Raw genomic sequence first — 14,189 nt, forward strand, 5'->3', positions numbered from 1 at the left:
CTGTGTCTGGCTGCGCCAGACGGTCGCTGCGCTCCCACGCCCGGATCAATCCCTCCACTCAGCCTTCCGACGTCGCCGGTGAGTCAAGATCAAAAGCACGCGAGCTAACGCTCATTGTTGAGTGGTGCGGCTTCGCCGCGGGCAGTTGCACTGCTTTGCTTTTGTGAGCGAGCTTGCTCGCGAAGGCGGTCTGACAGCCGACCTGTTTCTTACGGATGTACCCAATCCAACTGTAGGAGTGAGCCTGCTCGCGATGACGCCCTGACAACCGACGATTATCTACCGGCTGGACTCAATCCCTGTGGGAGCTGGCTTGCCAGCGATGGCGACCTCCGAGCCGACCAATCCCCCACTGATGTACCCAATCCAACTGTAGGAGTGAGCCTGCTCGCGATGAAGCCCTGACAACCAACGATTATCTACCGGCTGGACTCAATCCCCGTGGGAGCTGGCCTGCCAGCGATGGCGACCTCCGAGCCGACCAATCCTCCACTGATGTACCCGGTCCAAATGTGTACAAGCGAGCCTGCTCGCGAAAGCTCTCGCTCAAACGACATCAAACCAACCAGCCTGTCAGAGGTGATCCCAGCACTTAAACATCGTCGGATGCCCGCGTTTAAACTACACGATCCGTTACGCCATCCCGGCTACAACTCCTTGCGCCGTTGCCTACGCGTACGCCAGAATCCGCCGGCTTACACGGCTATGGGGCGGGCTATATCGTTTGTCGGTCACTGCAAATCAGTGATCGGGTTTGGTAGCCCGTCTGTAATAGCCGTGTGGCGACACCTGATTGAAGCTTCTCTATCGAGGCTCTATTTATGGTGGTCATGCGTGGGGCTCATTCGTGAGCGCCGGGTTCCTATTGCAGCCGGTCTACCAACCCGCGTATGGCCACCACCCACTCGTTTGGTAGCGAGCGTGATGGCTTCCTAAACTGCGATAGGAGTTTCATCCATGTTCAAAATCACACCCAACCCACCCGTCACCGACCAAATCCCCCACGACCCAGCGCTGACCCCGCAAAGGGTCAAAGAAGCCACCGACCGCGCCCTCGATTACTACCTCAAACCCGAAGACCTGGCGGCTGCGCCAACCTCGCCAAAAAATCGCCCGGTTTATCTCGTCGACCCGACGCTGGATGACGAAACCCTGCTGGTAGAGGCGAGTGCGTCGCTTTCATATGCTCATGCGATGGCCGGCAACATCGCCCACTCGATAGGCGGCCCGGAGCGTAAACCACTGCTGGCGCTGCAACAGGTGATCATGCTCAACGAACTGTTGGTCAATCGACTGCTGGATAAGCTGAAGTTGCCTCAATAATTTCGCTGGCTGTAATGGCCTCCTCGCGAGCAGGCTTGCTCCCACAGGGGATTGTCGTCGTACAGGAAAATGTGATGCCGATCAGTTCCAAAGTGGGAGCCTGCTCGCGATGGCGGCTTGCCAGACTCCGTCGGTGACCTGGTTGTCGGCATTGAGGAAATAGCGGGCCAGCAGCGTGGGGAATTGCGTGTGGCGCAGCTCAGCGCAGCGCCATTATCCTTACTCGTTCAAATCCTTGACCAGATAGTCGCCGACGATCTGCGAAACACCGGTCAACGCGGTGCGTACCAGTTCCGGTTCGGTGCGATAGCGCAGTGGCTCGTAACCGTAGGTGTTGGCGCCGTTAAACGCGGTGATCGGTTCGTTGCGCTGCCAGATCAACTCGTCGCTGCGCTTCATCACGCCGCTGACCGCGATGGTCGGGTAAACCACGCTGCTGAAGCCTTGGGTCAGGGCGAAGCCCCAGTTGAATACGGTCAGTTCAATCTGCGCGTCCGCCGGTTCGTTGTCGCCGACGATTTTGAAGCGGCCGCTGGCGGCGAGTTTTTCTTCGAAACTCTTCTTCACCAGGTCGCCGAGGTTGATATTGGCGGTTTCCATGTTGTACAGGATCGCATCGACGGTCGACATGGAAGCCAGGTCGCCGGCCTTCAAACCAGCGGCAAAACCGGCACCGCCGAGTGCCGCCGTACCGATTTTGCCAGCGCCCGCCGCCAGACCTACGCCGGTGCCGACGCCTGCGCCAATGGCGGCGCCCCATGCTTGTTCGCGGCCCATATAGCTCATTTCCCGCGGTTTCCATGACACCGGGAGGATTTTCACGGTGTGGATCTGGGTACGGTATTCGGGCTTGAATTTCTGGTTGGCGCATCCGGCCAGGAACAGAACGGCGAACATCAGGACAGCGAACTTCTTCATGAAGGACTCACAACAAGGAACGGATTTGCCGAGGTTGTCGTCCGCATGCAGGAATTCTGAAGGGGTGATGCATATTAATGTGCCACTATCGCCCTCGAGAACGCTCGGAAGCGACTGGACATGGAGTGATGATCCTGGGAGGCATAAAAGGCGTTATCGCGATCAGGCTTACTCCTACAGGAGGCCGGGGCCGGATTCTGGCGCAAGTGTAGGCAGTGTCTGCATTGCTTGAATGAGATCGCCGTCGGCAAAGAGGGCCTCATCGCGAGCGGGCTCACTCCTACAGGGGATCGGTGTCAGGCACCTGATCTGTGGTCGCCGCGAGTCCAATGTAGGAGTGAGCCTGCTCGCGATGGCGGCTTGCCAGACCTCACAAATTCCAGATCGAAAAAAAGAAAAAACCCGGAAGCTCACGCCATCCGGGTTTTTTCATTCCAGCCTTGATCAGCGGTTGAACCGCTCCACCAACGAATACTGGGTATTGGCCGTCTTGGTCAGTTCTTCACTCAGCAACGCCGAGTTATGCGCCTGTTCCGAGGTCTGGTCCGCCAGTTCCGAGATGTTGCTGATGTTGCGGCTGATCTCTTCAGCCACCGCACTTTGCTCTTCGGTCGCGGCGGCGATCTGGGTGGTCATGTCGGTGATGTTGGCGACTGCTTCGCTGATGCCGACCAGTGCCTGATCCGCTTCCAGCACCCGCGCGACACCTTCTTCGGCCTGGCGGTGCCCGGCTTCCATGGTTTGCACGGCGCTGGAGGCGGTCTGCTGCAGCTTGGCGATCAGCGCATGAATCTGGCCGGTCGATTCGCTGGTGCGTTGCGCCAGTTGGCGTACTTCGTCAGCCACCACGGCGAAGCCGCGACCCATCTCGCCAGCGCGCGCCGCTTCGATGGCGGCGTTGAGGGCGAGCAGGTTGGTCTGGTCGGCGATGCCTTTGATCACATCAACCACACCGCCGATTTCGTCGCTGTCCTTGGCCAGTTGCGTCACGGTGAGGCCGGTTTCGCCGACGACCACCGACAGGCGCTGGATGGCTTCGCGGGTTTCGCCGGCGATGTCGCGGCCGCGGCCGGTCAGACGATTGGCTTCCTGGGTGGCGTCAGCGGTGCGTTGTACGTGGCTGGCGACTTCCTGGGTGGTGGCGGCCATCTGGTTGACGGCGGTGGCGACCTGTTCGGTTTCTACGCGCTGGCGCTCCAGGCCCGTCGAGCTGTTGTGCGCCAGGGCGTCGGACTGTTTGGCCTGGTCGGTCAAGTGTTCGGCGGTGTCCTGCAGGCGGGTCAGGCAGGTTTTCAGGCGCGCTTCCTGGCTGAGGATCGACATTTCCAGACGCGCTTGTGCGCCACGGCTGTCGGTGTACATTTGCGCGATCAGCGGGTCGGAGGTGGTCTGTTCGGCCAGGCGCAGCAGGCGTTTGAGCCCGCGTTGCTGCCATTGCAGGCCCATCAGGCCCAGCGGCACCGACAGCGCGGCGGCGAGGGCGAAGCCCCATTGCGAGGTCAGCGTCGCGCCGATCATGAAGCTCAACTGGCTGACCAGAATGAACGGCAGCCAGTCCTGCAGGATCGGCAGCCATTTATCGGTGGATGGAATCGCCGACTTGCCCTGGTTGATGCGTTGGTAGAGCGCTTCGGCGCGGCGGATCTGTTCGGCGGTGGGCTTGACGCGCACCGACTCGTAACCGATCACCTGACTGCCATCAAACACCGGTGTGACGTAGGCGTTAACCCAATAGTGGTCACCGGATCTGCAGCGATTCTTGACAATGCCCATCCATGGCAAGCCTTGTTTCAATGTGCCCCACATGTGCGAGAAGACCGCCGACGGCACGTCAGGGTGACGGACCAGATTGTGCGGCGCACGGATCAGCTCCTCACGCGAAAACCCGCTGATTTCAACGAAAGCGTCGTTGCAGTAGGTGATCACGCCCTTGGCGTCGGTTGTGGAAATCAACCGTTGCTGTGCCGGAAAAGTCCGTTCGCGTTGTGTGATGGGCTGGTTATTACGCATGTTGTTCAATCCGCAAGGCTTTGAAAGGTTGTCGGCGCTGACAGGTTTTTATTGAAGTTTTTTTTCAGATTTAAGTACGGCGTCGCAAAACAGCGCTTGCATCAATTGGCCAGCATCGGATACGCATCGGCAATCCGTGACTGGTTTCTCGAAGGATTTTTTACACGGGGGCGGGGCGAGTGCATCGAAGTGCGGCGATAACCGTGTGCTGCCCCCAGTGACGATCAACCGCGGTCCCCTGTAGGAGTGAGCCTGCTCGCGATGGCGGTATGTCAGCCACATTTATATTGACTGACACAACGCCATCGCGAGCAGGCTCACTCCTACAGGGAACGGTGTCGGACGAAGAATCAGCGCACGTTGAGTTTCGCTGCTGCGCGCTCGGTAATTTCCTTACGCAACTTCAACGAAGGCGCGGCGCGCAGGCGGGCCTCATCGACGATCGCACTCGGTGCACTGTCCGGGCTGCCCGCGTTGAACGGCGGCGCCGGCGCATATTCCAGCTGCAACTGCACCAGTTGCGCCGTGTCCTCATCCACCAGTTCCGCGGCCAGCACCAGGGCAAAATCGATCCCCGCTGTGATCCCGCCACCGGTAAACAGATTGCCATCACGCACCACCCGATCCTTAACCGCAATCGCGCCCAGTGTCGGCAGCAGATCGTGATACGCCCAGTGCGTGGTCGCGCGTTTCCCTTGCAGCAGGCCTGCCGCGCCGAGCACCAGCGAACCGGTGCAAACGGAAGTCACGTAACGCGCCTGAGCGGCCTGGCGCTTGATGAAATTCAAGGTTTGCTCATCTTCCATCAACGGCCCGACGCCGCCACCGCCAGGCACGCAGATCACATCCAGATCCGGGCAATCCTCGAACGTGGTGGTCGGTTTCAACAGCAGGCCGGTGCTGGCGGTGACCGGCATCAGATCCTTCCAGACGAGATGCACCTGCACGCCAGGCAGCGAGGCGAGTACGTCGTAAGGGCCGGTCAGGTCGAGTTGCTGAACCTGTGGAAACAACAGAAAACCGATCTGCAAAGTCATCGTGCTTACTCTCATGAAAAGGGCTGGACGGCCTCACTGTAGGCGCGTAGGTTCTGGCGCATACGCCAATCACCCCACGAATTACGCCAAAATGCCCAAAGCCATTCACGTGCTCGCGTTTGCCAACATGCAGATCCTCGACGTCACCGGGCCGTTGCAGGTGTTTGCCTCGGCCAATGACCTGGCCCGCCAGCGCGGGGTGCCAATCCCCTATGCGCCAACGGTGATTGCCAGCGGCGGCGGGGCGGTGATGTCGTCGGCGGGGTTGGCAGTGTTGGCCGAACCCTTGCCGAGCGAGCCCAGCGATACCTTGATCATCGCCGGTGGCTGGGGCATCTATCCCGCCGCTGAAGATCTGGAACTGGTCGACTGGGTGCGCCAGCACGGCAATCAGTGCCGGCGCGTGGCCTCGGTGTGTACCGGTGCGTTTCTGCTGGCGGCCAGCGGCTGGCTCGACGGCCGCCGCGTGGTAACCCACTGGACCCGCTGCGAGCAACTGGCGCAGCAGCATCCGAATCTGCACGTCGAGGCCAACCCGATCTTTATCAATGACGGCCCGGTCTGGACCTCGGCGGGGGTCACCGCCGGCATTGATCTGGCATTGGCGATGGTCGAAGAAGACCTCGGCCGCGACATCGCCCTCGACGTCGCCCGGCATCTGGTGGTGTTCCTCAAGCGTCCCGGCGGACAATCGCAATTCAGCGTGACGCTGTCGTTGCAAAATCAGGGCAATCGCTTCGATGAACTGCATGCCTGGATCGCCGAACACCTCACCTGCGATCTTGGCATTGCGACCCTGGCCGAACAGGCCGGCATGAGCGAACGCAGTTTCGTCCGTCACTACCGCGCCGACACCGGCCAGACTCCGGCGCGGGCGATTGAACTGATCCGCGTGGAAACTGCCAGGCGCTTGCTCTGCGACACCGGCCTGCCGGTCAAACGCATCGCCGCCAATTGCGGGTTTGGCAGTGAAGAGACGCTACGGCGCAGTTTTCTCCGTGCCATTGGCGTGACACCGCAGGCGTATCGCGAGCGGTTTTCAGTCAGCGCCGCAACAGATCCAGTATTGCCTTAAGGGTTTGCTGCGGCGCTTCCTCGGGGATGTTGTGCCCGACGCCGGCCAATACGCGCCGCTGATAAAAGCCGCTGAAATGTTCGGCATCGGCATCGACCGCCGAAGGGGGACCAACGCCATCATCGGCGCCGCACAGTGAAATGCTCGGTACGCTGATCACCGGTTGTTTGGCAAGCGCCTCTTCCATCCATTCCAGTGCCGGATCGCCCGCCGCGTAGCCGAAACGATGCCGGTAGGAATGAATCGCCACGTCGATAAAATCAGGATTATCAAAAGCGGCAGCGGTCAGTGGGTAGCGCTCGTCCCTTCGCGACCATGTCGGCGACCACAGCCGCCAGAGCAACTGGCATAACTCTCGGCGATTTTGCCTCAGACCCTCGGCGCCACGCGGCGTGTGGAAGTAATACTGATACCAGAGCCGATGCTCGTCGTCGGGGGCCAACGGCTGATTCGAGTGGGCGATGTCCTGCACGAGGTAGCCGTCGCCGCTGACCAATCCGCGCACGCGTGCCGGAAAGAGCGCCGCGACAATGCACGCCGCCCGACCGCCCCAATCGTAACCGCAAAGCATCGTCTGCTCGATGCCCAGCGCATCCATCAGATCGAGCAGGTCTTGCGCCATGGCGGCTTGCTGGCCAGAGCGCAGTGTTTGCTCGCTGTTGAACCGGGTCGGCCCATAACCGCGCAAGTACGGCACAATGACGCGATAGCCTTGTGCGGCAAGTGCCGGAGCGACCTCGTCATAGGCGCGCGGAGAGTATGGGAAGCCGTGGAGCAGAATCACCGCCGCACCGTCGGCCGGTCCGTGCTGTTCGTAGGCGATGGTCAGGGTTGGGGTAAGCACGGTTTCGATCATGATTGACCACTCCGTTTCAATCGCATTCAAGAACTCTGGACCTGCGGTCAGCCTGCTCGGCTCGACTCAACCGACGAGACGCATGCCAACCAGGCTCTAAGCCTCGACTTCTGCCACCTGATTGAAATACTTCGTCCGATCCGGGGTAAACGTCACCACCATTTTCGTGCGCGTGCACGTCAGTGAATGTTCGGCGTTCAGATCGATATTCAAGTCCTCGCCGCGCAGTCCTTGCCACTGCGCCAGGTATTTCAGCGAGCCGTACTTCTCGAGTTTTTTCAGGCTGCGACTGACGCCACCTTTCCAGCCAAGTACCGGCAATTCGCCGTCCAGGCACTGCAGGGCCAGTTGCGGAAAGCGTACGGCGCGCTGGCGGCCGACTTCCCAGCACTTGATCAGACCCTGGTCGGTGTCTTCCCAGAGTTCGCTGCGGGTCAGGCCGGTGCGAAGAGGGGAGTCGATGCTGCGTTGAATAGTTCGGGACATTCTGCTTCCTTGAATTTCGGGTTTTGTTGGACAGCTCCGCTGGCCCGTTGCGCTGGATGTTAGGGGCGGATGTAACGGCTGGCAACAAGGTATTTCGGGGTGTAAGTGCAAGTTACCGAGGAAGCCTTACCTGCAATTTGTCAGTTTTCAGGCGGCCTCGTTTTACACACACTGCCGCCAAACGTCACCGCCGCGGGGAGCGGCGGTGACGTGCAGTGCTAGCAGGCGTTGAACGAGTGTAGGACGGACTTTGGCAAAATGCGTTCAAGCAGCGATTTGTCTGACGAACTGTAGCGAAGAATCGACTGTTTACGGCTGCCAGCTGCTCTTTTCTCCGCTCAGTTTGCGATCAAGAAAGCTCGCCGCACTGATCAGCGCCAGGTGCGTCAGTGCTTGCGGCGTATTGCCCAAATGCCGGCCATGGCTGTCGAACTCTTCGGCGTAAAGGCCCAGCGGGTTGGCGTAACGCAACAGTTGTTCGAATTCCAGATGGGCTTTTTCCACCTGCCCGGCGCGGGCCAGGCATTCGACGTACCAGAACGAGCACGCCGCGAAGGCGCCTTCGGTGCCGGTCAGACCATCGATGTTGTTGTCGTCGTTGCGATAGCGGTAGACCATGCCGTCGCGCACCAGGCTCTTCTCGATCGCTTCGAGAGTCGACAACCAGCGCGGGTCCTTGGCGCTGACAAACCGCACCAGCGGCATCAGCAGCATCGAGCCGTCGAGCGCGGTGCCGCCCTTGTACTGCACGAAATGCCCGCGTTCTTCGTCCCAGAAATTGTCCCAGATGTCAGCGTAGATCGCCTGCCGGGTCTTGTCCCATTGGCTGAAAGGCGCGGGCAGCGAGCGTTTCGAAGCCAGGCGGATAGCCCGGTCCAGCGCAACCCAGCACATCAGCCGCGAGTGCAGAAAGTGGTGCTGCTCACCGCGCATTTCCCAGATGCCGACGTCCTTGGTCTGCCAGGTCTCACACACCTGACCGACCACTTCGCAGACATGTTTCCAGCCTTCGTGAGAAATCGCATCGCCGTATTTGTTGACCAGATACACGGCATCCATCAGCTCACCGAAAATATCCAGCTGGATCTGATCGTAAGCCTGATTGCCGATGCGCACCGGTTGCGCACCGCCGTGTCCGGACAGGTGCGAGAGTTCGGTCTCGGGCAATTCCTGTTGGCCGTCGATGGCGTACAGAATGTTCAGCTTCATCGGTTTGCCGCAGCAATCGCTGACGCGCCCGCGCAGCCATTGCATGTAGTGGTTGGCTTCGTCGACGAAACCCAGGCGCATGAACGCGTACACAGTGAACGAGGCGTCACGGATCCAGGTATAGCGATAGTCCCAATTGCGTTCGCCGCCGCGTGATTCCGGCAGGCCGAAAGTCGCAGCGGCGAGGATCGCGCCGTGGCGTCTCGAAGTCAGCAGCTTGAGCGCGAGGGCCGAGCGGTTGACCATTTCACGCCAGCGCCCGCGGTAGTTGGACTGGCCGATCCAGCCGCGCCAGAACTGCAAGGTGCGTTGCAGGCACAAATGCGCTGCGCCGTCCTGAAAGCGCGGATCGTCTTCGGCGCCGAGGATGAATTCGGCGCTTTGCTGGTGGGTCAGGGTGAAGCTGGCGACCGCCGCTTCAGTGTCGATGCTCAGCGGCTGATCGGCGGCCAGGCGCAGTGACGGCTGACCCTCGGCGCGGAATACCACGGTTTGCCCGTCCATGTGCGCACGGGTGTCGGCGCGGGCATAGTCGTGGCGCACGGCGCAGCGCATATGAAACGTCGCCTCACCGCTGACCACCCGCACGCGGCGCAGCAACACCGGCAAATCGTCCGGGTTGTCGGCCACCGGCAGCAGATCGGTGATTTCGACCACGGCGCGTTCGTTCAGCCAGCGGGTTTGCAGGACGTTGGTGTCGGGCAGGTAAATCTGCTCACGGCGTGCGTCCGGCAAGTCCGGCGCGAGCTGGAAGATTCCTGCTTCGGGGGTGTCCAGCAATGAACAGAAAATCGACGGGCTGTCGAACTCCGGCCAGCAGAAAAAATCCACGCTGCCGCGGTCGTTGATCAGCGCGGCGCTGCGCATGTCGCCGATGATGCCGTGAGCATCGATGGCGCTTTGTCGTTCCAGAGAATGCTCAGCCATTGCCGCGAAACTCCGGATAGAGGCTCATGCCGCCGTCGATGAACAGGGTGGTGCCGACGATATAGTCCGAGGCATCCGAGGCGAGAAACACCACGGCATTGGCGACGTCTTCGACATCGCCGATACGGCCGTAGGGAATCAGTTCGAGGAGTTTGTCTGCGGCGTCGTCGGCGGTGGCTTTGGCGTTGATCGCCGTGCGAATCGCCCCCGGCGCGATGCCGTTGATGCGAATGCGCTGATGGCTGACTTCTTGCGCCAGAGTTTGCATCAACTGATCGACGCCACCTTTGGATGCCGCGTAATTGACGTGCCCGGCCCAGGGTATGCGCTGATGCACCGAACTCATGTGAATGATCTTGCCGGCTGCGCGCGACACGCCTTCGCGAATGCCCTGACGATTGAAAATCCGCAGGGCGGCGCGGGCGCAGAGGAACTGGCCGGTGAGGTTGACGCCGATCACCGTGTTCCAGTCCTCCAGCGTCATGTCCACCGCTGGCGCATCCTTTTGCAACCCGGAATTGGCCAGCAGAATGTCCAGCGTACCGAAGGCGTCGAGGGTTTCGCTGAACAGCCGTTCGACCTCATCCTCCTTCGACACATCGGCGCCGATGGCAAGCGCCTGACCGCCATCGGCAATGATCTGCCGGGCCAGTTCTTCTGCAGGTTCAGCGTTGCTGTTGTAGTTGATGACGACCGCGGCGCCGGCTGCGGCGAGAGCTTTGGCACAGGCGTGGCCGATGCCGGAGCTGGCACCGGTGACCATCGCGACTTGTCGGGCGAGGGAAATCTGCATGGAAAGTTGCGCCTTGAGTGAGGGCTTACCTAGCTGACTGGTGGTGTGGCGCCAGAGTTCATTTGGCGCAAATGTCGGGATGGTTTTGCCGGCGTCTTCGCAAGCAGGCTCGCTCCCACAGGGTTGGTGTACACCGCAAGTCCAAGGTGAGAGCGGCCTTTCACATTCCACCAACAATTGCGCGCTTCCCCCGCGCCGCGAGCCTATGGCAACGTGTCGGCCCTTGATGAGGCAGCAACCGATGGCAAATCCTTACCGCGAATTGTTCAACGCTCCCGGCGCGCGAAATTTTGTGCTGGCCGGGATGATCGCGCGCATGCCGATCTCCATGACCGGTATCGGCGTGATCACCATGCTTTCGCAACTCAAGGGCGGCTATGCGCTGGCCGGCGGCGTGGCGGCGACGTTTGCCCTGGCCACGGCGTTTTGCGCACCGCAGGTGTCGCGGCTGGTTGACCGTTTCGGTCAGGGGCGGATTCTGCCGTTGTCGGCGCTGATCGGTGGCGGGGCCCTGTTGCTGTTGCTGCTGTGTACGCGGTTACAGGCACCGAGCTGGACGCTGTTCGTCTTTGCCGCGCTGGCTGGTTGCATGCCGAGCATGTCGGCGATGGTGCGGGCGCGCTGGACCGAAATCTATCGCGGTCAGCCACAATTGCAGACTGCCTATGCGCTGGAGTCGGTGCTCGACGAGGTGTGTTTTATCGTCGGCCCGCCATTGTCAGTGGGGCTGTGCGTGGCGGTGTTTCCCGAAGCGGGACCGTTGGCGGCGCTGCTGGCACTGGCAATAGGTGTGAGCGCATTCGTCGCGCAGCGCAGCACCGAGCCGCCGGTGCATGCGCATGCGTCTGAACATCACGGCTCGATCATCGCCTCGACCGACGTGCAACTGCTGCTGGCCCTGATGATCGCCATGGGCGTGATCGTCGGTGTGGTCGATGTGGTCAGCGTCGCGTTCGCGCAACACCAGGGGCAACCGGCGGCGGCGAGCATCGTGTTGTCGGTGTATGCGATCGGCTCGTGTCTGGCGGGCATCGCCTTCGGCGCGATGCGTTCGAAATTGCCGTTGCCGCGTTTGTTTTTGTACGGCGGGGTGGCGACGGCGGTGACCACGTTACCGTTGTTGCTGGCGAGCAATATTGTCAGCTTGTCGGTGGCAATGTTCGTGGCCGGGTTGTTCTTTTCGCCAACACTGATCGTGGCGATGGCCTTGATCGAGCGCATCGTGCCGCCGGCCAAATTGACCGAAGGCCTGACCTGGCTGGTCACCGGTTTGAGCATTGGTGTGGCAATTGGCGCGGCAGGCTCCGGGGCATTGGTCGATGCGTTCGGTGCGCGCAGCGGTTTCTGGCTGGCGATTGCCGCGGGGGCAGTGGTGCTCGGCGCTGCGGTGCAGAGCTTCCGTCATTTGAAATAGATCGCCTTTGCAGGAGTGAGCCTGCTCGCGATAGCGGTGTGTCAGATGTTGGTGCAGTAACTGATACACCGCTATCGCGAGCAGGCTCACTCCTACAAGGGGATTGAGTGTTACCAGCCCCGGCCCGAATTCACCCAGAAATTCACTGACAGCGACGTCGACACCGACTCCACCTGATGGAACCAGCCCTCAGGGAGGAACAGCAGATCCCCGGCCTCCAGGGTCACCCGCAGAAACGGCACGTCGCGCGCGGCCGGGAAGCGCTGGTAATCCGGTGCATCGGGATTGAAATCGCAACCATCCAGTCCGCCTTTCGGTGCCGTCGACCACGTGCCCAGCGCTTCACGATGATGCGGCGCGGCGAGGGTGAATGTTTTCTGCCCCCAGACCTGCGCGAACAAGTTATCGGTGTCGTCACGGTGCAGCGGGGTCAGCGTGCCTTTCGGGCCGATCCAGATGCGTGGCGGGATGAACTGCGCGGCATCGAAGTAGGGCGGGTACTTGATCTGTTGCAGCAGTTGCGCCGGGAGAATGTTGTTGCCCATGTAGGCGGGCGGCTCGCCATCTGCGCTTTTCGTCGTCGGTTGGTCCAGTGAGGCGATGAATTCGGCCATCGAGGTCGAGCGAAAATCTCGCTCGGTGGAGAAGGTCTTTTTCACATAATCGCCGTGCCGGGTGATGCCCTGCAGCTCGGCGAAATGCACCAGCGATTCTTCGCGGCTGAGCTTGAACAGCGGCCAGTCGTGCAGGGCATTGCTGATCACCAGTGGAATGCCGTTGGGCAGGTAACGGCTTCTGAATTCGGCCACCGACAGATCGCTGCGCGCAACACGTTCGACGCTGCGTTGCGTCGGCAGCCCAGCGGTGAGCTTTTCGCTGAAGCGCGGCGGCGTCGGGTAGCGTTTGTTCATGTCGACCTTTTCCGCCACCGCGCCGCCGTGCATAGCGTGCTCGATGATCTGCGGCAGCAGCGTCGCCAGGCCCATGTTGCCGCCGATCTTCAGGCGGCCGCTGGCAAACAGTTCTTCGACGTTGGCGATGCCGCCCATGATCCCGAGAAAATCCTTCTCCGCGACTTCGATGGTCACGTCCGGGCTGGCGTGGCGGCCAGCCTCGGTGCGGCTGCCAGCCTTGACCTCGGACCAGTAGGCCTGCTGCGGGCCGAACACGAATTGAAACACGCCTTCGATGCCGACAGCGCCAGCATTGGCGAACAGTTTGCCGAGAATGCTCTGCAGGTCCACGGTGATCCCTCGTTATTGGTTTTGGCCTGAACAGTTAACGAGTAGCCGTTTGGGCAATTTACTGGCCGGCGACTAATTTGCCCGCCTGCGCATCCGTTTCTCTCTACAGATGAATTTTTCGAGGGAAGCGTGGTGACTCAGTTGACCCTGCTGTGCCTGCCGTATTCCGGCGCCAGTGCCATGGTCTACAGCCGCTGGCGGCCGAAGTTGCCGCAGTGGCTGCGCTTGCAACCGGTCGAGCTGCCGGGGCGCGGCGCGCGTTTTGGCGAACCGCTGCACACCGATATGCGCGTGCTGGCGATGCAACTGGCCAGAGAATTGCGGCCGACACTGCATGCACCCTATGCGCTGTTCGGCCATAGCCTCGGCGCCTTGCTGGCCTGTGAAATGGCCCATGCCTTGCGCGCGCTGGGCTGCCCGGAACCGGTGGCACTGTTCGCTTCAGGCACGGCGGCGCCGACCCTGCGTGCCGATTACGATCGCGGCTTTGCCGAACCGAAAACCGATGCCGAGCTGATCGAGCAACTGCGCACACTCAATGGCACCCGCGAAGAAGTGCTCGCCAATGAAGAACTGATGAGCCTGACCCTGCCGATCCTGCGCGCCGATTTCCAGTTATGCGGCAAATTCGAGCCGGTGCAGCGCCCGCTGCTCAATTGCCCGGTGCACGTGCTCGGCGGCAAGGCCGACCGCGCCACCACCGAGCAGTTGATCGGCTGGAGCCAGGAAACCCACGGCAGCTTCTCGGTGGACATGCTGGCCGGCGGGCACTTCTTCATCCACGAACACGAAGCCAAAGTGCTCAAGGTGATCAAGGATCAGCTGGAAAGGCATCACCGCCGCTACGCCATCGCCGCGACCGCTTGATCAACACCAAACCCCTTTGGGGGCGAGCTT

At 61.1% G+C, this 14,189-nt stretch carries 12 protein-coding genes; 4 read left to right on the plus strand and 8 right to left on the minus strand.

The window, feature by feature from the left end:
• Positions 1 to 957: 957 nt before the first annotated feature.
• Positions 958 to 1,323, plus strand: a complete 366-nt coding sequence (locus ACYYKW_RS22245; RefSeq protein WP_464991175.1) for a DUF6124 family protein — start codon at positions 958 to 960, stop codon at positions 1,321 to 1,323.
• A gap of 219 nt (positions 1,324 to 1,542) precedes the next feature.
• Here the strand turns inward: ACYYKW_RS22245 and ACYYKW_RS22250 are convergent, their stop codons facing one another.
• The 3 genes from ACYYKW_RS22250 to inhA form a co-directional block, all read right to left on the minus strand.
• Complete coding sequence (locus tag ACYYKW_RS22250) at positions 1,543 to 2,241, minus strand: hypothetical protein (protein ID WP_090282597.1); 699 nt, start codon at positions 2,239 to 2,241, stop codon at positions 1,543 to 1,545.
• A 444-nt stretch (positions 2,242 to 2,685) separates the two neighbouring features.
• Entirely contained in the window at positions 2,686 to 4,251 is a 1,566-nt protein-coding gene (locus tag ACYYKW_RS22255) for a methyl-accepting chemotaxis protein (RefSeq protein ID WP_464991176.1), read from the minus strand.
• 350 nt (positions 4,252 to 4,601) lie between these two features.
• Complete coding sequence (inhA, locus tag ACYYKW_RS22260; protein ID WP_464991177.1) at positions 4,602 to 5,288, minus strand: isonitrile hydratase; 687 nt, start codon at positions 5,286 to 5,288, stop codon at positions 4,602 to 4,604.
• A 91-nt stretch (positions 5,289 to 5,379) separates the two neighbouring features.
• Here inhA and ACYYKW_RS22265 point away from each other — a divergent pair, with 91 nt between their 5' ends.
• Positions 5,380 to 6,363 (plus strand): GlxA family transcriptional regulator, encoded by a 984-nt coding sequence (locus tag ACYYKW_RS22265; protein WP_093102943.1) that lies wholly within the window; start codon positions 5,380 to 5,382, stop codon positions 6,361 to 6,363.
• On the opposite strand, the gene ACYYKW_RS22270 is transcribed toward ACYYKW_RS22265, so the two are convergent.
• The 4 genes from ACYYKW_RS22270 to ACYYKW_RS22285 form a co-directional block, all read right to left on the minus strand.
• The gene (locus ACYYKW_RS22270; RefSeq protein ID WP_093102940.1) at positions 6,332 to 7,219 is read right to left on the minus strand and encodes an alpha/beta fold hydrolase; all 888 of its coding nucleotides are present in this window, start codon (positions 7,217 to 7,219) and stop codon (positions 6,332 to 6,334) included. The two genes, ACYYKW_RS22265 and ACYYKW_RS22270, sit on opposite strands and share 32 nt — an antisense overlap.
• A 96-nt stretch (positions 7,220 to 7,315) precedes the next feature.
• The gene (locus ACYYKW_RS22275) at positions 7,316 to 7,705 is read right to left on the minus strand and encodes a hypothetical protein (protein ID WP_090282602.1); all 390 of its coding nucleotides are present in this window, start codon (positions 7,703 to 7,705) and stop codon (positions 7,316 to 7,318) included.
• Positions 7,706 to 8,014: 309 nt separating this feature from the next.
• Positions 8,015 to 9,841 (minus strand): glycoside hydrolase family 15 protein, encoded by a 1,827-nt coding sequence (locus ACYYKW_RS22280; protein ID WP_464991178.1) that lies wholly within the window; start codon positions 9,839 to 9,841, stop codon positions 8,015 to 8,017.
• The gene (locus tag ACYYKW_RS22285) at positions 9,834 to 10,634 is read right to left on the minus strand and encodes a glucose 1-dehydrogenase (protein WP_090282604.1); all 801 of its coding nucleotides are present in this window, start codon (positions 10,632 to 10,634) and stop codon (positions 9,834 to 9,836) included. The genes ACYYKW_RS22280 and ACYYKW_RS22285 overlap by 8 nt, the downstream gene beginning before the upstream one ends.
• Before the next feature lie 241 nt (positions 10,635 to 10,875).
• Here ACYYKW_RS22285 and ACYYKW_RS22290 point away from each other — a divergent pair, with 241 nt between their 5' ends.
• The gene (locus ACYYKW_RS22290; RefSeq protein ID WP_090282605.1) at positions 10,876 to 12,048 is read left to right on the plus strand and encodes an MFS transporter; all 1,173 of its coding nucleotides are present in this window, start codon (positions 10,876 to 10,878) and stop codon (positions 12,046 to 12,048) included.
• A gap of 110 nt (positions 12,049 to 12,158) precedes the next feature.
• Here ACYYKW_RS22290 and ACYYKW_RS22295 read toward each other — a convergent pair whose 3' ends face one another.
• The gene (locus ACYYKW_RS22295; protein WP_464991179.1) at positions 12,159 to 13,292 is read right to left on the minus strand and encodes a cupin-like domain-containing protein; all 1,134 of its coding nucleotides are present in this window, start codon (positions 13,290 to 13,292) and stop codon (positions 12,159 to 12,161) included.
• A 129-nt stretch (positions 13,293 to 13,421) separates the two neighbouring features.
• On the opposite strand from ACYYKW_RS22295, the gene ACYYKW_RS22300 reads away from it, so the two are divergent.
• The gene (locus ACYYKW_RS22300; protein ID WP_464991180.1) at positions 13,422 to 14,159 is read left to right on the plus strand and encodes a thioesterase II family protein; all 738 of its coding nucleotides are present in this window, start codon (positions 13,422 to 13,424) and stop codon (positions 14,157 to 14,159) included.
• Positions 14,160 to 14,189 lie beyond the last annotated feature (30 nt).

The sequence above is a fragment of the Pseudomonas sp. 15C genome, from assembly GCF_055484735.1.